Origin of the sequence: Microbacterium arabinogalactanolyticum, assembly GCF_030268005.1 — a bacterium.
Classification (GTDB): Bacteria; Actinomycetota; Actinomycetes; order Actinomycetales; family Microbacteriaceae; genus Microbacterium; species Microbacterium arabinogalactanolyticum.
On record NZ_BRZC01000003.1, the window covers coordinates 106,759 to 124,941 of the forward strand.

Here is an 18,183-nt window from a genome sequence, read left to right on the forward strand (position 1 = left end):
GAGCCTGCTGATCTCCCCTCAAAGTCCTCTCACACCTGTCGGGCTTGAAGCCGTGGACTTCGAACCACCCCTCCTCTAGTGTGAAAGAGCATGCGCGTGGGAAATCGATCGCCTTTCGCTGAACCCCAGTCAGCGACGGGTTCCCCAGTCACCCGGCGATCCACGCATGCACTCTGGCCCTCTCGTCTGATGCAGTCCCCAGACGCACCTCGCGAGGGGGTCGAATCCATGATGACACCGTTTGGGAAATTTGTCCCCCAAATGGGGGACAAATCATCCGAAACCTGTGTATGCTGAAACCTGACGCACCCTCCGGTCGTCTTCGGCCCTCACCGCTCCCCCCGCGGTGGGGGCCAACCAATTTCCCCCGGAGGTCGCTGCGAAGGCCCTGATCTCGGGCCGCGGACACGCCGATCCGCATGCAACATTTAGATCACCTTCTGTCCCCTGCTGTTGCCTGGTGGGTCGTCTGGGATAGCGTTAGCGGCAGTCGGTGCATCCTGCGTCGGCATCGCAACAAGCAGAACGGCAGTAAATGAGCACCCAGGGCACGGTCAAGTGGTTCAACTCGGAGAAGGGCTTCGGCTTCATCTCCCCCGACGACGGAGGCGCTGACGTGTTCGCGCACTACTCCGCAATCCAGTCTTCCGGCTATCGCTCCCTCGAGGAGAACCAGCGCGTCGAGTTCGACGTCGCGCAGGGTCCCAAGGGCCTGCAGGCTGAGAACATCCGCCCCGTCTGAGGCGAATGCGAAGAACCCCGCCGGACTGCTCAGCGCAGTGCGGCGGGGTTCTTTCCGTATCCGGGGCCCGTGTCCGAGCCCCGGACCGGAGTCAGGCGGATGCCTTGGTGGTCTTCCGGTTTCCGCGACGGCTGCTGTCGCCGTCGGCGGCGACCTGGGCAGCCGCAGCGGCCTCCTCGGCCGCACGGGCGGCGAGGAACAGGCCTTCGCGGTTCAGGTGGCGCGAGTACCGGGCATCCAGGTACAGCACGGGCACGTCGCCGGCCGCCTTGATCAGCTCGGGGTACAGCTCCTCCTTGATCGGGCCGGAGCCGCCGCCGTAGACGTAGACGACCTCGGTCGACTCACCCGACTGGCTGAGCGTCTCGCTGAAGGCACGGCGGATCTGGTCGACGAGGTGCTTGATGTCGGGCTCGACCAGCTGCACGGCACGCTGGTGGCGGTTGCGCTGCAGCACCGAGGGCGTGGTCTGCAGGAAGTCGGCGAGCTGCTTGCGGCTGGTGAAGCGCAGGTCGGCCTCGTCCTGACGGTCGAGCGCGTTCTCGAGGATGGTGCCGTAGCCCATGTCGAGCGTCGACGCGGCCTCGGCGTTGAACCGGGCGTTCGTGAACACCGGGAAGTTCACGGTGCCCTCGCCCACGTCGATGCCGACGGTGTTCTGCGCGGCGACGAGGTCGGCGCCGGTCACGCCGGGGAGCATCTCCGGCTCGCGCGAGCGCAGGTCGGTGAGCAGCGCGTTCGCGAGCGGCTCGCCCTTCTCGGAGATCGCGTACTGCGCGGACGCGCCCTCTGCGACGACCTGGACGTCCTCGAACTCGATGCGCACGCTGACGGGCGTGTTGAAGTTCTTGATGGTCACCAGGTGCACGGCCGAGCCCTTGGCGCCGATGAACTCGCCGGCGTAGCCGTAGCGGCGCGCGACGAACTCGCTGATCGGCAGCGCCAGGCCGGTGCGCACCTTGACGCGCAGCTCCTGCTCGGGGAGCTTGTCGTTGACGCGCACGTAGTCGCGCAGCGCCTTGGCCGCGTACACGCCGAGCACGAGGATCTTGCTGAGCTGCTGGTCGGCCTTGCTGGCGTGGCCGTCGTGCACCTCGAACTCGCTGAACACCGAGCCGCGCACGCTGAGCGCGGAACGGCCGAAGATGCGGCGGTCGCTGTCGGAGACGAGCGGCGACGAGAACGAGGCGTCAAGGCGGTTGTAGAAGTCCTCCTCGGCGTCGTTCATGGTCTGGAAGGCCTCAGCGTCCTCCAGCGGCACCTTCGGCGACTGACGGGGCGTGGCGACGATCGCGCTGGGCAGGTCGATGCGATCCCGAACACCCGTGTCGGTGTTGAGGATCATGCCCTTGACGTAGCCGTTGCCGACGTCGATGCCGCCGGTCAGGTGGATGATGTCCGAACTCATGGGAAGGCCTTTCGTTCCGAGTCGTCGGTTGAATGGTGGTGGTGATCGATCACAAGCCGAGGAGATCGTCGATGGTCGCCGTGGCGTCGGTGTCGTCCGAGCGCGCCGGTCGCCGCGCCTGCGTGGCGGGCTCGGCGTCGTCGTGCGTCTCGGTCTTCCGGGCGGCGGGCTTCGGCGCTGCGCCCTCCGGAGCGGATGCCTCGGATGCAGGGCTCTTCGTCGCCTTCGGGGCCGCCTTCCGGGCGGTCGCCTTCGGCGCCGCGGGCTCCTCGGCGGGCGCCTCGACGTCGGCCGGGAAGCTCTCGGCCACGTACACCGGATTCGCCGGCGGACGCACCGGCCGGTTCGCCACGTCGGTGAACCCCTCGCGGGCCACAGATTCGCGGATCAGGCGGCGGATCGACTCCGAAGCGGAGTACTGCAGGTCGAGCCATTCGGCCACGGTGGTGTCGGCGGTGGGGACGCTGAGCTGCACCTCGCGGGTGGTCGGTGCTTCAGCCACTGCGGTTCCCTCTCTCCTCGTCGCGCGATTACCAGGGCACGCGCATAATCACGGTACAGCACGAGGCTGTCCGCCGAGCCGATACCGTCGCAGAACAGACCGGCCTTCCGGGGCGGATCAGGACAGCAGAAGGGTGCGCAGCGACGCCGGATCGGATGCCCGGAACGCCGCGGCATCCGCTTCACCCTCCCCGCCGAAGCCCCAGCCGACGAAGATCACCGGGATGCCGTGCTCGGCGCCGCCCTCGACGTCGTGGTGGCGGTCGCCCACCAGCACGGGGCGTGACGTGTCGACGCCGGCCGCGCGCAGCCGCTCCAGAGCCTGCCCGATCACGAACGACTTGCCGTCGGCGCGACCCTCGGGCGTCGGGCGTGCGCCGGAGAGGGCGGTGAAGGCGTCGATCAGCTCGTAGTGCTCGAGGATCGCGCGCACCTGGTTCTCGGGCTTGGTGCTGGCGGTGGCCTGCGGGACGCCGGCATCCTGCACCGCTCGCAGGACCTCGGGGACGCCGGGGTAGATGTCGACGGATGCGGCGTAGCCGTCCGCTGCGGCGAGCTCCCGGTACCGGGACACGGCCTCGTGCGCCTGCTCCTCGTCCATGCCCGCCCGCTCCTGGAAGGACACGTACATGGGCGGCCCGATCCAGAGCGCCAGCTCACCGGCGTCCGGTTCCGGCAGTCCGTACGAGGCGAACACCTGGCGCAGCCGCGGCAGGATGCCGGCCGACGCGTCGGCGATGGTGCCGTCCACGTCCCAGAGGATGCAGGTGTAGGGCGAGGAGGGCATGGTCCCAGCCTACGGCGGGCGCGTGGCCGCACCCGCCGGGATGTCGGATCAGGATGCGGGGGACTCGGCGGCCTCGTCCGGGGCGTTCGGCGTCCAGCCGAGCCAGCCGTCGTCGGTGCGGACGACGGACCAGTCGCCGCAGGCGAAGACCTTGTCCATCTCGTAGACGGCGGGGGCGTCCTTCAGCGCGTACACGGGGGCGGACCGTCGCGGAACCTCGGCGCACACCGCCGGGTCGAGGTCCTCCTCGCTGCGGAACATGATCGCCGCGTGCGGGCCGTCGGTGCCGGCCGTGCCGATGATGTGCGTGGCATCCGCCGGCACCCACTCCTCGAAGCGGTTCCACCCCTCCTTCATCGCGGCGCGGTCCTCGAAGGTCAGGTCCTGCTGGTGGTGCACCACCACGTCGATCACGGACGAGCAGCCGGTGGCGAGGAGGGCGGCGGGAAGCAGGATGGCACCGAGCGCGAGGGCGCGGATGACGGGACGCGTGTTCATGCCTCCAGCCTTCCGGAGCGGCGCGCGACGATCGTCAGCCTGCGGAGTGATCCCGTGTACGCCGCCGGGATGATCCCTGCGCGTCGTCGCTCAGAACAGGCGCGGGGCGCCGGAGGCGGTGCCCTTCATGTCCTCGTAGTCGAGCACGACGCAGCGGATGCCGCGGTCCTCGGCGAGCACGCGCGCCTGCGGCTTGATCTCCTGCGCGGCGAACACACCGGTGATGGGCGCCAGGTGCGGGTCGCGGCCCAGCAGTTCGAGGTATCGGGTGAGCTGCTCCACGCCGTCGATGTCGCCGCGGCGCTTGACCTCCACGGCGATCGCCGCACCGCCGGCATCCCGGATCATCAGGTCGACCGGGCCGATGGCCGTCGGGTACTCGCGGCGCACGAGCGTGCCGCCCTCGCTGATCAGATCGACCTGCTCGGCCAGCAGCCGCTGCAGGTCGGCCTCGACGCCGTCCTTCTGCAGGCCGGGGTCGATGCCCAGGTCGTGGTTGGAGTCGTGCAGGATCTCGTAGATCTGCACGCGCAGGGCGTCGCCGGTCTTCTTGTGGGTGACGCGCCACACCTCGACGACGCCGGCGCTTGCCTCCTCCTCGCCCGGCACCTCGGGAGCGAGGGTGCACGGCGGGCTCATCCAGTTCAGCGGCTTGTAGCTGCCGCCGTCGGAGTGCACGAGCAGGCTGCCGTCGCCTTTGTGCACCAGCAGGCGCGTGGCGAGGGGCAGATGGGCGTTGAGCCGCCCGGTGTAATCGACGGAGCAGCGGGCGATGACGAGACGCACCCGAAGAGCCTACTTCGTCGCGACGGGCTCTCCGGTGCGCAGAGGGCGTGCCGCGCCCGAGAACAGACCGGACATGACGACCAGCGCCACGAGGATGAACAGCGTGTTGAGCAGACCGATGTGCTCGCTGATCACACCGAGGACCGGCGGGCCGCCGAGGAAGGCGACGTAGCCGATCGTGGCCGCCGCGCTCACCCGTGCAGCGGCCTTGGCGGGGTCGTCGGCAGCCGCGGACATGCCCAGCGGGAAGCCGAGGGAGGCGCCGATGCCCCACAGCGCGGCGCCGATCAGCACGATGGGCAGGTTCGGGCCGAGGATGAAGAGCAGGATGCCGGATGCCGCGGCACAGGCCAGCACGCGCAGCACCGCCACGCGGCCGAAGCGGTCCACGAGCGGGCCGCCGAACAGGCGCACGACGGTCATGCCCACCGAGAAGACGGCCAGCGCGAGCGCGCCCATGCCCGACTCCTGGTGGTGTCCCTGCACGACGCCCAGCGCGATCCAGTCGTTCGCTCCGCCCTCGGCGAAGGACATGCCGAGCATCACGATGCCCAGGGCGTAGGTGCGCGGCTCCCGCCAGGCCTCGAGCGCGGTGTGCACGCGCTGTCCGAAGCTCGGCTTCACGTCGGGCGTCGGGTCGAGGGCGGCCTCGCGCACCGGAACCTGGAAGAAGCAGACGATCGCGGCGGTGATGATGATCGCGCTCATGATGCCGGCGTGCGCCGCCACGGTGAGGCCCAGGCCGGTGGCGAGAACGCCGGCGCCCGCACCGATCACCGTCCCGAAGCTGAAGAAGGCGTGGAACACGGGCAGGATCGTGCGGCCCATCTGCTGCTCGATGGCCGTGGCCTCGACGTTCATCATCACGTCGACCGAGCCGTTGCCGAATCCGAACAGCACCATGCCGAGCACGACGACCGGGATGGAGCCGAACTGGTCGGCTCCCAGGCCGATCAGGCAGACGCCCGAGCCGAACATGAGCATCGTGATCAGCATCCCGAGCCGCGCTCCGGTGCGCGCCATGACCAGTGGGCCCGTCGAGATGCCGACGATCGACGAGACGCCCATGCCGAGCAGCAGCAGGCCGATCTGGGCGCGGTCGATGCCGAGGGAGTCCGCGATGTCGGGCACGCGCGAGGCCCAGGTCGAGATCGAGAGGCCGCTGGCGAGGAAGATCGCGAAGATCGCCGCGCGCCAGCGCACGAACTGCGAACGGGTGAGCGCGGTGTCCATCGGGCCAGTGTATCGAATCGATTCGATGATGCGAGACGCGGCGCGTTATCCTCGGAGGATGAGCAGCACCGCACGCCGTGCGACCATCGCCGACGTGGCCCGCGAGGCCGGCGTCTCGACGTCGACGGCCTCGGTCGTGTTCAGCGGCAAGGTGAACGTCGCCGACGCCACCCGCGAGAAGGTGCTCGCCGCCGCCGCCGTGCTGGGCTACACCGGGCCCGATCCGCGGGCCGCGTCGCTGCGCACCGGGCGCAGCGGGATCGTGGCGGTGGTGCTCGGAGGAGAGCTGCGGCACGCCTTCCTCGACCCGGTGACCACCGCGATGATGGACGGCCTCTCCGATGCGCTCGCCGCGATCAGCGCCGGCATCCTGCTGCTGCGCGACGACCCCCAGGGCGACGAGGCTCCGCCGATCACCGAGGCACCGGTCGACGCCGTGGTGCTGATCGGATGCTCGGGCCGGACCCGATCCGCGCTGGAGACCGTGCGCCAGCGCGGGCTGCCGGTGGTCGTGATCGAGGGCGATGCGGGGGAGGGGATCCCCCAGGTCACGCTGGACAACCGCGAGGCGAGTGCGGAGATGGCGGACTATGTATGCCAGCTCGGGCATACGGACGTGGCGACCGTGACGCTCGCGCTGGACGCGGAGCGAGAGAGGGCTCCGATCACACCCGCTCGCGTGGCGGCGGCGACGGTCGACGTCACCCTAGACCGACTGGCGGGGTTCCGCGAGATCTACCCGGATGCGGCGGGTGTGACCGCCGCGGCGAGCCTGGTCGATGAGGGAATGATCGCGGCCCGGACGCTGCTGGCGGATGACACCGGCTCCCTGCGCGCCGATCGTCCCACCGCGATCGTCGCGCAGAGCGACCTGCTGGCGGTGGGCGTGATCCGCGCCGCGGAGGAACTGGGCCTGCGGGTGCCGGACGACCTCACCGTGGTCGGGTTCGACGGCATCAACGCCGACGGACTCGGCTCGCTGAGACTCACCACCATCGCGCAGCCCGCAGTGGCCAAGGGTCGGGCGGCGGGGGAGCAGGTGGCACGGATGCTGGCCGGTGAGCCGGGGGAGTCCGTGCACTTCACCTGCGCGTTCCGCGAGGGGGAGACCGCGGCGCCGCCGGCGCGCTGATCCGGCTCTCAGGAGCGCTGGGGGCCGATCCTCAGCGGCTGGCTCGCGTAGTCGAGGATGCGGTAGCGACCGCATCCGATCACGGCATCCCGCTGCGGGTCGCCGGCGATCTGCCAGCGCACGGTCTGGGCGTCCTCGACGAGGAAGGTCAGCTCGCCGGCAGCGAAGTCGGTGCGGTTCGCGAGCCAGTTGTAGCCGCGCAGGGTGTGGTCGACCTGCACCAGCTGCGCAGGGTCCTTCAGCAGCAGCTTGGGCAGGCGCACCGTCCAGAACTGACCGCCGCCCGTGCGGCCCGAGGCGTTAACCCAGTCGACGACGCACGTGACATCCGGATCGGGGGCGGTGGCGGCCGCATGGATGCGCGGGACGGATGCCACGGCTCCCGCTGCCAGCAGCATCGCGCCGATCGCGGCTGTGACCTTCCACGCTGAGGGGAGCCGGATCGTCCGCGGATGGGCGACGAGTCCGAGCACCGGCGCGAAGGCGATCGGCTCGAGATAGCGGGCCGCGTGCGTGCCCAGCAGGATCGCGCCGACGACCATCGCGAGGGGGGTGAACCAGCCGTAGGCGGCCAGCAGCATCCCTCCGGCCCTTGAACCATCGCCGCGGGATCCCGGTCGGAACGTGCGCAGCAGGCAGATCAGCAGCAGCGCGAGGCTCAGTGCGGCGGCGCCGATGCCGGCCGGAGTGATCAGACGATCGCCTGCCAGGGAACCGTAGTACTCGGCCGACCTCAGCAGCTCGGTCGGATGCGCATACCCGGTGCCGGGGTCTGCGATCCATGCCGACAACGGAATGCGTATGAGCATCCCCACGACCGAGCCGACCGCGACGACGAGCAGCGGACGCAGCGCGGGCGCGCCGCGCAGTCGCGGATGCAGGGCGATCAGCAGCAGGACGAGCAGGGGAGCGGTCGCCCAGGCGAGGAACAGCGGGTTGGTGACGGTGGAGACCACCACGACCCCGCTCAGCGCGATGAGCGCCGCGGGTCCCGGAGCCCGACGTGCATCCTCGCCCCTGCTGGTCGTCCTCGCCCCTGATGAGTGACGTGACTGAGCAGGGGCGAAGACGCTGAGCAGGGGCGAGGACGGACTCGACGGACTCGACGTACTCGACGAACGCGCATCGAACCAGCGCCGCACCAGACCGACCGCCAGCACGGCGCCGATCACGGTGGCCGAGTAGTAGGTGGTGGTCAGTAGCAGGGACGCCGGCTCCAGGGCATCCCTCGAGGAGGAGGTCTCTGTCAGCGCCAGCATCCCGAACGCACCCAGGGCGACGAGCGACCAGGCGACGGGCGCCCGACCGGGACGACGCCGGCCCGCGGCGAGGCGGATCGCGCCGTACAGGGTCAGCAGGTTCACCACGGCGTTCACGGCCAGCACGCCCATGACCGACAGCGCGGGCAGCAGCGTCCGCAGCACCGTGTACACCGCGGTCTCCGGCAGGAACAGCACGCCCGAGAACATCCAGTCGAGCCGGTCGTGCTCCAGGATCGACCGCGCCACGAGGGCGACGATGAGCGAATCGCCGTCGCGGAACAACAGCTCGGAGCGCGCTGTGGAGGCGACCTGCCCGACGATCACCGTCGACATCGCGACCGCAGCAGCCCACCCCGACGCCTCGCGCCATGCCCCACGCATGGGTTCACTCTCGCACGGCCGGCCTGTCGGACGGCTGAGATCGCAGCCACGTGTGCGGTGCCCAGTGGACTCCGGGGAACCGGCGGCCCCATCGCCCCGGTAGAATGGACGGAGATTCGCCCGCCCGTGCCGGAAGGCCCCGACGAGCTTGAGGAGCCGCTTATGCTGTTGCTCCTCGCCGTGTTCCTGATCGGGTCGCTGCTTCTCCCCGTTCTGGTGCGCTGGCTCGGAGCACAGGCATTCGTGATCGCCGCGCTGGTTCCCGCCGCCGCCTTCGTGCACGCGCTCACGCTCACTCCGCAGGTGCTGGACCCGAAGACAGTCCCGTTCCAGGACTACGAATGGATTCCGCAGCTCGGTCTGCACCTCTCCATGCGGATGGATGTGCTCGGCTGGGTTCTGACCCTCATCGTCACCGGCGTCGGCGCACTCGTGCTGCTGTACTGCCGGTGGTACTTCCACGACGACGGGGTCGAGGTCGGCCAGTTCGCCGGCGTGCTGCTCGGCTTCGCGGGCGCCATGTACGGGCTGGTGCTGACCGACGACCTGATCATGCTCGTGATGTTCTGGGAAGTCACCAGCATCCTGTCGTACCTGCTCATCGGCCACTACCGGCGTCGCGCCGCGAGCCGTCGTGCCGCGCTGCAGGCGCTGCTGGTCACCACGCTGGGCGGGCTGGTGCTGTTCGTCGGCGCCGTCCTGCTGGTGGTGGATGCCGGCACGGCCAGCATCCGCGAGCTGCTCGAGCTCGCGCCCACCGGGCCGATGGTGGATGCCGCGATCGTGATGCTGCTGATCGGCGCCGTGTCGAAGTCCGCGATCTTCCCGTTCCACTTCTGGCTGCCCGGTGCGATGGCGGCGCCCACACCCGTGAGCGCCTACCTGCACGCGGCCGCCATGGTGAAGGCCGGCATCTACCTGATCGCCCGGTTCTCGCCGATCTTCGCGCTCTCAGGGCCCTGGCGCCCGATCGTCATCTCGCTCGGCGTCCTCACGATGCTGCTGGGCGGCATCCAGGCCCTGCGCGAGACCGACCTCAAGCGCATCCTCGCGTTCGGCACGGTCAGCCAGCTGGGCTTCTTCTCGGTCGTGATCGGGTTCGGCACGCCGGGTGCGGCCCTCGCCGGACTCGCACTGGTCATCGGGCATGCGCTGTTCAAGTCGGCGCTGTTCCTGATCGTCGGCGTGATCGACCGCCAGCTCTCCACGCGTGACATCACCGAGCTCTCCGGCGTCGGACGCCAGGCTCCGGTGATGGCGACCGCGGCGTTCATCTCGGTCGCCTCGATGATGGGCGTCGCACCGACCATCGGGTACGTCGCGAAGGAATCCACGCTCACCGCACTGCTCGAGGACGCGCAGCACGGATCGACCTGGGGCTGGGTCGCGCTGATCGGCGTCACCCTCGGCGCGGTGCTGACCGTGGCGTACGGATGCCGGTTCCTGTGGGGCGCCTTCTGGCGTAAGAAGGATGCGTCCGGCGCATATATGCCTGAGACGGCATGGCCGGATCCCCCGGTCGGCTTCCTGGCATCGCCGATCATCCTCGCCGGGCTCAGCATCGCCGCGGGCATCGGAGCCCCGGCAGTCGACGTCGCGCTGCAGGGGTACGCGCGGAGCGTGGATCCCGCGGGTGACGGCGCATCTCCTGGTCATCTCGCGCTCTGGCACGGATTCGAGCCGGCGCTGTTCCTGTCGCTGGGCGCGATCGCCCTGGGCATCGGGACGTTCGTGCTCAGCATCCGCTCCGGCTGGCACCGCTGGCCGCGTCTGCTGCGCTTCACCGCGGCCGACGTCTACTACCTGACCATGCGCGGTGTCGACCGCCTGTCGGTGCTGACCACGAGCCTCACGCAGCGCGGTTCGCTGCCGCTGTACGTCGGCACGATCTTCGTGGTGCTGCTCGCGGCGGAGGCCACCGCCCTCATCGGCGCGGCACCCGAGCGACTCGCCCTCTCGGCGTGGCACACCCCGGTGCAGATCGTCGTCGCGCCGATCATGGCCGTCGCCGGCGTGATCGCTGTCCGCGCGCAGAAGCGCTACACAGGTGTGGTGCTGGTGTCGGTCACCGGCCTCGGCATGGTCGTGCTGTTCGCGACCAGCGGCGCTCCCGACCTGGCGCTCACGCAGATCCTCGTCGAGACCGTCACCATGGTCACCTTCGCGCTGGTGCTGAGGCGGCTGCCCTCGCGGATGGGGGAGCACAACGCATCCGTCGGACGCCTCCCGCGCGCCGTCCTGGCGATCGGCGTCGGCGTGACCATGGCCCTGGTCGCGATCGTCGCCACGCAGGCGCGCATCTTCGACCCGATCTCGGTCGACTTCCCTCAGCTGGCCTACGACCTCGGGCATGGCAAGAACGTCGTGAACGTGGCGCTCGTCGACCTGCGCGGCTGGGACACGATGGGCGAGCTCAGCGTGCTCGTGCTCGCCGCCACCGGCGTGGCCTCCCTGGTCTTCGTCACGCACCGAGCCGATCTGCTCTCGACGACCCGCGACCTGCCGCAGACCGCGCGTCGCCGCACCGCGCGCCGCCCGATGGTCGAGACCGCCGACGGCCCGCGCTTCCAGACCTCGGAGAACCGCGATGCACCGCGCGCCTGGCTGGTCAGCGGCCAGCGGATCAAGGCGGAGGACCGCTCGATCCTGCTCGAGGTCATCGTGCGGGTGCTGTTCCACACCATCATCGTGGTGTCCATCTACCTGCTCTTCGCCGGGCACAACGGCCCGGGCGGCGGCTTCGCGGGCGGACTCGTCGCCGGCATGGCCCTGGTGATGCGGTATATCGCGGGAGGGCGCTGGGAGCTCGGCGCCGCGGCTCCGACGGATGCCGGTCGTCTGCTGGGCTTCGGGCTGATCCTGGCCGTGGGCGCGGCACTCCTGCCCATGTTCTTCGGGATGGCGCCGCTGGAGAGCTCGGTCTGGTTCGCCGACGTGCCGGTGCTCGGCCACCTGGAGTTCGTGTCGTCGACGGTCTTCGACATCGGCGTGTACCTGGTCGTGATCGGCCTGGTGCTCGACGTGCTGCGCAGCCTGGGCGCCGAGGTCGACCGGCAGGCGGCTGAGCGCCGCGGCCGCTTCCAGCCCGCCACCGAGCGCGGCGGCAAGGGGGTGCAGCGCTGATGGACGTCTCGCTGACCCTGATCGTCATCATGGCCGTACTGTTCGCCGCCGGCGTCTACGCCATGATGGAGCGCAGCCTGACGCGCGTGCTGATCGGCTTCCTGCTGCTGGGCAACGCCACCAACCTGCTGCTGCTGATCGTGATGGGCGTCCCGGGCAAGGCGCCGTTCTTCGGCGAGGAGGGCGCGATCAGCGACCCGCTGCCGCAGGCGCTCACGCTCACGGCCATCGTGATCACCTTCGCCGTCTCGGCCTTCCTGCTGGCGCTCATCTACCGCTCCTGGCAGCTCGGCCAGGCCGACACCGTCGAGGACGACGTCGATGACATCGCCCTGCGCGAGCGGACGGATGCCGAGGAGGAGCTGTTCGACGACGAGTCCTCCCCGGACGAGGAGGAGGCGACCACCGACTTCGTCGGGACCGCCACCTCGCCGATCACCGTGCTGCACATGCGCGATCACGCAGCCATCGACGACGACGCCCCGATGGATGTGCCGGATCCTTCGCCCCGATCCGCGGGACCCGCGGACGACGACGCTGAAGGGGACCGCTCGTGACCTCGCTCGTTCCCCTCATCGTGATGCTGCCGCTGCTCGGCGCCGCGGTCACGCTCGTGTTCGGCCGCAACCCGCGCCTGCAGATGCTGGTGACGGCGGCCACGCTGGCCGCGGTCTCGATCATCGCCGCCGTCCTGCTGGTGGCGGTGGATGCCGCCGACACCCCGTTCGCGGTGTCGGTCGGCGGCTGGCCCGTGCCCTTCGGCATCGTGCTGTACGTGGACCGGCTCGCCGCGCTGCTCGTGCTCGTCTCGAGCATCGTGCTGCTCGCGGTGCTGCTGTTCTCGATCGGTCAGGGTGCCGCGGACGGCGTCGAGGAGACGCCGATCTCGATCTTCAACCCGACGTACCTGATCCTGGCGGCGGGGATCTTCGACGCGTTCATCGCGGGCGACCTGTTCAACCTGTACGTCGGGTTCGAGATCCTGCTGGTCGCGTCGTACGTGCTGATCACGCTGGGCAGCACCGAATCGCGGATCCGCACCGGCGCGGTCTACATCGTCGTCTCGCTGGTCTCGTCGATCCTGTTCCTGGCCGCGATCGCGATGATCTACGGCGCCGTCGGCACCGTGAACATGGCGCAGGTCGCCGAGCGCATCGCACAGCTGCCACCGGAGACGCAGCTCGTCCTGCACCTGATGCTGGTGATCGCGTTCGGCATCAAGGCCGCCATCTTTCCGGTGTCGTTCTGGCTGCCCGACTCCTACCCCACGGCGCCGGCACCGGTCACCGCCGTGTTCGCCGGCCTGCTGACCAAGGTCGGCGTGTACGCACTGATCCGTACCGAGACGCAGCTCTTCGTGAGCAGCGACATCAACACGCTGCTGCTGATCGTGGCCCTGGCGACGCTCGTAGTCGGGGTGCTGGGTGCCGTCGCGCAGGCCGAGCTCAAGCGCATCCTGTCGTTCACCCTGGTCAGCCACGTCGGGTACATGATCTTCGGCCTGGCCATCGCGACCGAGAATGCGATCGGCGCCACGGTGTACTACATCGTGCACCACATCGTCGTGCAGACCACGCTGTTCCTGGCCGTCGGCCTGATCGAGCGCAAGGCAGGCAGCACGTCGATCCTGAGGGTCAGCGGCCTGATGAAGGCGGCGCCCCTGCTGGCCGTGCTCTACTTCGTGCCGGCCATCAACCTGGGCGGCCTGCCGCCCTTCTCGGGCTTCATCGGCAAGGTCGCGCTGTTCGAGGCGGCTGCGCAGGTGGGCACGCCTCTGATGATCGTGCTGATCCTCGGTGGCATCCTCACCTCCCTGCTCACGCTGTACGCGCTGATGCGCGCCTGGAACCTCGCGTTCTGGCGCGAGGGCGACGACCTCGCCGAGATCGAGGGCCGTGTCGGCTACCTGGGCAATGCGCCGGCCGCCGACGTGCAGACCGAGATCCGCCGCATCCCCGCGATCATGACCGTCGCGACCGCCGGCATGGTCGCCGTCACGATCGCCCTGACCGTGTTCGCCGGCCCGCTGTACGCGCTGTGCGACCGGATCGGCGCGGGCCTGCTGCAGCCGATCACCCTGCAGCAGATCGATGAGGAGGCCGGATGAGCCCCGAATCGAAGCATCTGACCAAGCGTGGCCTGCTGCGGGACATCCTGCTGCAGCTGCCGTTCATGCTGTGGCTGATCCTGATCTGGATGCTGCTGTGGCACCAGTTCACGCCGCTGGCGCTGGTCACGGGCATCCTGGTCGCGATCTTCGTGACCCGCGTGTTCCGCCTGCCGACCGTCGAGCTCGTCGGACGCATCAACGTCTGGTACTCGCTGGTGTTCATCGTGCGGTTCCTGGGCGCGGTGGTGCTGGGCGCCGTGAGCGTGGCGATCCAGGTGTTCGACTTCCGGCGCCAGCCGGGGGCGGCGATCGTCGAGATCCCGCTGCGGTACGCCGACGACATCGTCACCACGCACGTCGCCGTCACGGCATCCCTCATCCCTGGGTCGCTGGTGGTCGAGAGCGATCGCGACCGCCGCATCCTGTACCTGCACGTGATCGGTGTGCGCAGCCGCGCCGATGTCGACGCGTTCCGCGACGAGGTGCTGCGCTGGGAGCGCCGCATCGTGCGCGCCGTGGGCACGCCCGAGCAGTACGCGGCTCTGAGGGCGGACGAGAAGAGGGGAGGCGCCCGGTGAACGACATCCTGTTCATCGCGATCATGGTCGTGTTCGGCCTGGCCGCGATCCTGAGCGTGATCCGCATCGTGCGCGGCCCGTCGATCCTCGACCGCACGGTGGCATCCGATGTGCTGCTCACCGAGGTGATGTGCGTGCTCGGCGCCGACATGGCGATCAACGGGCACATGCGCAACGTGCCGGTCATGCTGATCATCGCGGCCGTCGCCGTGTTCGGCTCGATCGCGGTCGCCCGCTACGTCGCACGGAGGGACAACACGGCACCATGACCATGACCTCGTTCCTCGAGATCGCCCTGCCTCAGCCGATCGCGGATGCGATCGTGCTGGTGCTGGTGCTGATCGGCGCGATCCTGTGCCTGTCGGCCGCCGTCGGGCTGCTGCACTTCCGCGATGTGCCGAGCCGTCTGCACGCCGCCACCAAGCCGCAGGTGCTCGGCCTGGTACTGATCTGCCTGGCGATCGCGGTCGCGCAGCGCACCATCGGCGGGATGCTGTTGGGCCTTCTCATCGTGATCCCGGTGATCCTGCTGCAGTTCGCCACGGCTCCGCTGTCGGCGCACATGGTGGGCCGACAGGCCTACCGCAACGGCACGGTCGATCACCAGGGGCTGATCGTCGACGAGTACGCGGACTCCAAGACCACGCCGCCCGCAGCCGGCTGAGGCGCGTAGCGCTCAGAGCCCGCCGACGAACTCGCGGATCTTCTCGGCCGCCGGGCCGACGTCGCTGATCAGGGTGCCGTGGCCGTGGTCGGGGATCTCCTCGAAGCGGGCATCCGGCACGAGCTCCACGATCTCATGGCACCAGGTCATCGGCGCGAGCGGGTCGCGCTGGCCGCGCAGCACGAGTGTCGGCACCTGCACACGCGGGTACGCCTTCTCCGGCTCGTGCACGATGGTCGCGCGCATCTTGCGGATCAGGTGCGGACCGCCGCGCAGGTACTCGCGCGCGCCGCGCCACAGGACGGTGGGCCGCTCGCCGATCAGGTCGCGCAGCAGGTAGCCGAACTGCACCCGGATGGTGCGGGCGGTGCTGTCCACGGTGGGGCCGGCCAGGATCAGCGCGGAGACGACGTCCGGATGCCGAGCCGCCACCTCCGCGGCGACCTGGCTTCCCATCGAGTGGCCGAGCACCACGGCATCCGCCACTTCGCGCGAACGGAGGAACGCCGCCACCAGGTCGGCGTGACGCTCCATGGTGAGCGTCCGGCGCGGCTCGGGCGCCTCGCCGAATCCGGGCAGGTCGATGCCGATCACGCGGCCGCCCAGACGCTGCACCAGGTCGATGTACACGCTGCGCCCCATGCCGATGCCGTGCAGCAGCACGACGGGGCGGGCACCGGATCCGAAATCCTCGAAGACGAGCGTCGCCCCGCCATGGTCGAACTCGCCCAGCTGCACGCGACTCCCCTCGGGTGCGAGCAGACGTTCCGGCATCCGTCCACGGTACCGGGAACGCGGCGGGAACGCGTTGCACGGGGCTCGAGGCCGGATGCCGATCGGAGGGGGCTGACGGTCTCAGCCCCTGCGTGCTAGCGTCTTCCCCGCATGAGCACACACACCAGAGCACTCATCCTGGGCGGCGCGGGTTCAGCGGGCAACGCCTGGCTGATCGGCATCGTCGCAGGGCTCCTCGAATGCGGGGTCGACGTCACGGACGCTGATCTCATCGTCGGCACGTCGGCCGGATCGACGACCGCCGTGCAGCTGGTCTCGGGCGACCCCCGCGAGCTGTACGAGGCGACCATCGCGCCCGTGCAGCCCCGACTCCCGGCGGGGCCGGCGACGGGGCGCCCGGACGGGCCTCCGCGCGTGAACCACTTCGAGCGCACGACCGCGATCATCGCGGCAGCGGCGGATGCCGGCGACATGCGCCGCCGCCTCGGAGCCTCGGCCCTGGAGCTGGATGCTGCCGACGACGGAACGGCCGCGCAGCGCTGGCGTGAGGTGGCCGCTTCGCGGCTGCCGTCGCAGGAGTGGCCGGGACGACGGATCGTGATCACCGCGGTGGACGCGCGCTCCGGAGACCCGGTGCTGTTCGACCGGAACAGCGGTGTCGCGCTGGCGGATGCCGTGGCCGCGAGCACGTCGAGCGGCCTGCCGCACCGCGTCGGCGAGGACCGGTACATCGACGGCGGCTACCGCACGAACGCCGACAACGCCGATCTGGCGGCGGGGTATCAGAGTGTGCTCGTGCTCTCGCCGTTCGGCGGGCGCACGCGCTCGCCGAAGGAGTGGGGCCTGCACCTCGCCGATCAGATCGCGGCTCTGCACGCCGCCGGAAGCCACGTCGAGACGGTGTTCCCGGAGGACGAGCGGCTGTTCGGGGCGAACGCGATGGACCCTTCTCTGCGCGCGCCCGCGGCACGCTCGGGGCACGAGCAGGGCGTGGCGCTCGCAGATCGGATCCGCGCCCTCTGGGCGTGACCGCTTCGGTTTCAGACGCGCGGTGTCCGTGACTGGCGGGGCGTCGACGCGTCGTGGAGGACTCCATCGCGACGAATCCGGGGGCGCGCGGGCTTGTACGATCGAGCGCAGGGGGAGGCCGCTCGGCCGATCCGGAGAGGACGAGCATGGCGGCGCAGCCGGGATGGTATCCGGCCGGGGTTCCCGGGCGTGAGCGCTGGTGGGACGGACTGCAGTGGACCGCGTACGAGCGCGAGGTGGCCGCGCCGCTGGCGCCGCAGACGCCTCCGGTTCAGCAGGCGCCTGTTATCCCGCAGGCCCCCGCGATCCCACAGACGCCCGCGATCCCGCAGGCCCCCGCGGCGCAGCATCCGCAGTTCGCGGCGCCCGGCGCCCCGTTCGCAACCCCCGGCGCCCCGTCCGCAACCCCCGGCGCCCCGTCCGCAACCCCCGGCGCCCCGTTCGCCGCCGCGCCGCAGTTCGCCCCTGCGCCGCAGCCCACCATCCACCCGCAGTCCGCGGCGGCGCAGGTGATCACCCCGCCGATGGGCTGGTACGCATTCCCGCCGGCCGGGCAACTGCGCTGGTGGAACGGCGTGGACTGGACCGCCTACAAGCTCAAGAACGGCCGGCCGCGCGCCGATGCATACGCCGTCGAGCCCCCGAGCATGGGCTGGGTGCTCGGCGGGATGTTCGCGCTCATCGGCCTGATGAACCTGCTGATGGGACTGCTGAATCCCGGGATGGGCGCACTGTCCGTCGTGTGGTTCGCCGTCTCGATCGTGTGGTTCATCGGTGCGGGTCGCGATCACGCACGTCGCCGGGTGCCGCCGCCCACGACCGCCCCGTCGGTGGACGCCGAGCTGCGTCCGTTCCCCGGTGAGGCGGATGCCGCCGGAGCCGGCTGGTACGTCGTCACCGGCGCGGTGCTGCGCTGGTGGACGGGAACGCGCTGGGCGCACTACGTGCTGGATCGGGGCCGCGTGCGCCCGACGCACTTCGCTCCGCGGGCGTTCCGCGCCTCGATGATCACGTGCGCGGTTATCGGCGGGCTGGGACTGCTCAGTTTGGTCGGAGGCATCGTGCTGGCGAACACGACCGAGGAGTCCGATGCCGGCATCGCGCTCGCAGTCCTGGGCGGTGCGTTCATCTTCATCGCCCTGATCCTGCTGATCAGCGTGTACGCCCGCCGCTACGCACTGATCCTGCCGGCGAAGCCGCCCACGCAGCGCTGA

18 protein-coding genes are annotated in these 18,183 nt (G+C 70.1%); 10 read left to right on the forward strand and 8 right to left on the reverse strand.

Going from position 1 to position 18,183, the window contains the following annotated elements; all coding sequences use genetic code 11:
- Positions 1 to 535: 535 nt before the first annotated feature.
- On the forward strand, positions 536 to 742 hold the full coding sequence (locus MIAR_RS02945) for a cold-shock protein (RefSeq protein ID WP_017203899.1): 207 nt from the start codon (positions 536 to 538) through the stop codon (positions 740 to 742).
- Positions 743 to 833: 91 nt separating this feature from the next.
- Here the strand turns inward: MIAR_RS02945 and MIAR_RS02950 are convergent, their stop codons facing one another.
- The 6 genes from MIAR_RS02950 to MIAR_RS02975 form a co-directional block, all read right to left on the reverse strand.
- Positions 834 to 2,150 (reverse strand): acetate and sugar kinases/Hsc70/actin family protein, encoded by a 1,317-nt coding sequence (locus tag MIAR_RS02950; protein WP_285631058.1) that lies wholly within the window; start codon positions 2,148 to 2,150, stop codon positions 834 to 836.
- A gap of 49 nt (positions 2,151 to 2,199) precedes the next feature.
- Positions 2,200 to 2,652, reverse strand: coding sequence for a hypothetical protein (locus MIAR_RS02955; RefSeq protein ID WP_285631061.1), 453 nt, complete (start codon positions 2,650 to 2,652; stop codon positions 2,200 to 2,202).
- Between the two features lie 117 nt (positions 2,653 to 2,769).
- Entirely contained in the window at positions 2,770 to 3,438 is a 669-nt protein-coding gene (locus tag MIAR_RS02960; RefSeq protein ID WP_285631064.1) for an HAD hydrolase-like protein, read from the reverse strand.
- Positions 3,439 to 3,486: 48 nt separating this feature from the next.
- Positions 3,487 to 3,936, reverse strand: a complete 450-nt coding sequence (locus MIAR_RS02965) for a hypothetical protein (RefSeq protein ID WP_285631067.1) — start codon at positions 3,934 to 3,936, stop codon at positions 3,487 to 3,489.
- A gap of 90 nt (positions 3,937 to 4,026) precedes the next feature.
- Positions 4,027 to 4,722 carry an endonuclease NucS gene (nucS, locus tag MIAR_RS02970; protein ID WP_285631070.1) on the reverse strand — a complete coding sequence of 232 codons (696 nt, stop codon included), beginning with the start codon at positions 4,720 to 4,722 and terminating at the stop codon, positions 4,027 to 4,029.
- 9 nt (positions 4,723 to 4,731) lie between these two features.
- Complete coding sequence (locus MIAR_RS02975; protein ID WP_285631072.1) at positions 4,732 to 5,955, reverse strand: MFS transporter; 1,224 nt, start codon at positions 5,953 to 5,955, stop codon at positions 4,732 to 4,734.
- A 58-nt stretch (positions 5,956 to 6,013) separates the two neighbouring features.
- Between MIAR_RS02975 and MIAR_RS02980 the strand changes: the two genes are divergently transcribed.
- Positions 6,014 to 7,087 carry a LacI family DNA-binding transcriptional regulator gene (locus tag MIAR_RS02980; protein WP_285631075.1) on the forward strand — a complete coding sequence of 358 codons (1,074 nt, stop codon included), beginning with the start codon at positions 6,014 to 6,016 and terminating at the stop codon, positions 7,085 to 7,087.
- A gap of 8 nt (positions 7,088 to 7,095) precedes the next feature.
- Here the strand turns inward: MIAR_RS02980 and MIAR_RS02985 are convergent, their stop codons facing one another.
- Entirely contained in the window at positions 7,096 to 8,730 is a 1,635-nt protein-coding gene (locus MIAR_RS02985; protein WP_285631078.1) for a hypothetical protein, read from the reverse strand.
- Positions 8,731 to 8,892: 162 nt separating this feature from the next.
- Here MIAR_RS02985 and MIAR_RS02990 point away from each other — a divergent pair, with 162 nt between their 5' ends.
- The 6 genes from MIAR_RS02990 to mnhG are packed head-to-tail and all read left to right on the forward strand — an operon-like array spanning position 8,893 to position 15,205.
- On the forward strand, positions 8,893 to 11,853 hold the full coding sequence (locus MIAR_RS02990; RefSeq protein ID WP_285631081.1) for a Na+/H+ antiporter subunit A: 2,961 nt from the start codon (positions 8,893 to 8,895) through the stop codon (positions 11,851 to 11,853).
- Positions 11,853 to 12,410, forward strand: coding sequence for a Na(+)/H(+) antiporter subunit C (locus MIAR_RS02995; RefSeq protein ID WP_285631084.1), 558 nt, complete (start codon positions 11,853 to 11,855; stop codon positions 12,408 to 12,410). Before MIAR_RS02990 ends, MIAR_RS02995 begins: the two co-directional genes overlap by 1 nt.
- A complete protein-coding gene (locus MIAR_RS03000) occupies positions 12,407 to 13,960 on the forward strand; it encodes a Na+/H+ antiporter subunit D (RefSeq protein WP_285631086.1) in 1,554 nt (517 codons plus the stop codon). The genes MIAR_RS02995 and MIAR_RS03000 overlap by 4 nt, the downstream gene beginning before the upstream one ends.
- Complete coding sequence (locus tag MIAR_RS03005) at positions 13,957 to 14,541, forward strand: Na+/H+ antiporter subunit E (protein WP_285631088.1); 585 nt, start codon at positions 13,957 to 13,959, stop codon at positions 14,539 to 14,541. The genes MIAR_RS03000 and MIAR_RS03005 overlap by 4 nt, the downstream gene beginning before the upstream one ends.
- 23 nt (positions 14,542 to 14,564) lie before the next feature.
- Positions 14,565 to 14,810, forward strand: coding sequence for an MrpF/PhaF family protein (locus MIAR_RS03010; protein WP_285631877.1), 246 nt, complete (start codon positions 14,565 to 14,567; stop codon positions 14,808 to 14,810).
- The gene (gene mnhG, locus MIAR_RS03015) at positions 14,807 to 15,205 is read left to right on the forward strand and encodes a monovalent cation/H(+) antiporter subunit G (protein WP_285631091.1); all 399 of its coding nucleotides are present in this window, start codon (positions 14,807 to 14,809) and stop codon (positions 15,203 to 15,205) included. Before MIAR_RS03010 ends, mnhG begins: the two co-directional genes overlap by 4 nt.
- 12 nt (positions 15,206 to 15,217) lie before the next feature.
- On the opposite strand, the gene MIAR_RS03020 is transcribed toward mnhG, so the two are convergent.
- On the reverse strand, positions 15,218 to 15,979 hold the full coding sequence (locus MIAR_RS03020) for an alpha/beta fold hydrolase (RefSeq protein ID WP_285631094.1): 762 nt from the start codon (positions 15,977 to 15,979) through the stop codon (positions 15,218 to 15,220).
- 111 nt (positions 15,980 to 16,090) lie between these two features.
- Between MIAR_RS03020 and MIAR_RS03025 the strand changes: the two genes are divergently transcribed.
- Together MIAR_RS03025 and MIAR_RS03030 are read left to right on the forward strand one after the other, a co-directional pair.
- Entirely contained in the window at positions 16,091 to 16,969 is an 879-nt protein-coding gene (locus MIAR_RS03025; protein ID WP_285631097.1) for a patatin-like phospholipase family protein, read from the forward strand.
- A 146-nt stretch (positions 16,970 to 17,115) separates the two neighbouring features.
- Entirely contained in the window at positions 17,116 to 18,183 is a 1,068-nt protein-coding gene (locus tag MIAR_RS03030) for a DUF2510 domain-containing protein (protein ID WP_285631100.1), read from the forward strand.

Bases quoted from the DNA above. Each gene is read 5' to 3' on its own strand.
- MIAR_RS02975 (WP_285631072.1), bottom strand. From the start codon at position 5,955: ATGGACACCGCGCTCACCCGTTCGCAGTTCGTGCGCTGGCGCGCGGCG.
- MIAR_RS03025 (WP_285631097.1), top strand. From the start codon at position 16,091: ATGAGCACACACACCAGAGCACTCATCCTGGGCGGCGCGGGTTCAGCG.
- MIAR_RS02960 (WP_285631064.1), bottom strand. From the start codon at position 3,438: ATGCCCTCCTCGCCCTACACCTGCATCCTCTGGGACGTGGACGGCACC.
- MIAR_RS02995 (WP_285631084.1), top strand. From the start codon at position 11,853: ATGGACGTCTCGCTGACCCTGATCGTCATCATGGCCGTACTGTTCGCC.
- MIAR_RS03030 (WP_285631100.1), top strand. From the start codon at position 17,116: ATGGCGGCGCAGCCGGGATGGTATCCGGCCGGGGTTCCCGGGCGTGAG.
- MIAR_RS02990 (WP_285631081.1), top strand. From the start codon at position 8,893: ATGCTGTTGCTCCTCGCCGTGTTCCTGATCGGGTCGCTGCTTCTCCCC.
- MIAR_RS02945 (WP_017203899.1), top strand. From the start codon at position 536: ATGAGCACCCAGGGCACGGTCAAGTGGTTCAACTCGGAGAAGGGCTTC.
- MIAR_RS03005 (WP_285631088.1), top strand. From the start codon at position 13,957: ATGAGCCCCGAATCGAAGCATCTGACCAAGCGTGGCCTGCTGCGGGAC.
- MIAR_RS03020 (WP_285631094.1), bottom strand. From the start codon at position 15,979: ATGCCGGAACGTCTGCTCGCACCCGAGGGGAGTCGCGTGCAGCTGGGC.
- MIAR_RS02985 (WP_285631078.1), bottom strand. From the start codon at position 8,730: ATGCGTGGGGCATGGCGCGAGGCGTCGGGGTGGGCTGCTGCGGTCGCG.
- mnhG (WP_285631091.1), top strand. From the start codon at position 14,807: ATGACCATGACCTCGTTCCTCGAGATCGCCCTGCCTCAGCCGATCGCG.
- MIAR_RS02980 (WP_285631075.1), top strand. From the start codon at position 6,014: ATGAGCAGCACCGCACGCCGTGCGACCATCGCCGACGTGGCCCGCGAG.
- MIAR_RS02950 (WP_285631058.1), bottom strand. From the start codon at position 2,150: ATGAGTTCGGACATCATCCACCTGACCGGCGGCATCGACGTCGGCAAC.
- MIAR_RS02965 (WP_285631067.1), bottom strand. From the start codon at position 3,936: ATGAACACGCGTCCCGTCATCCGCGCCCTCGCGCTCGGTGCCATCCTG.
- MIAR_RS03010 (WP_285631877.1), top strand. From the start codon at position 14,565: ATGGTCGTGTTCGGCCTGGCCGCGATCCTGAGCGTGATCCGCATCGTG.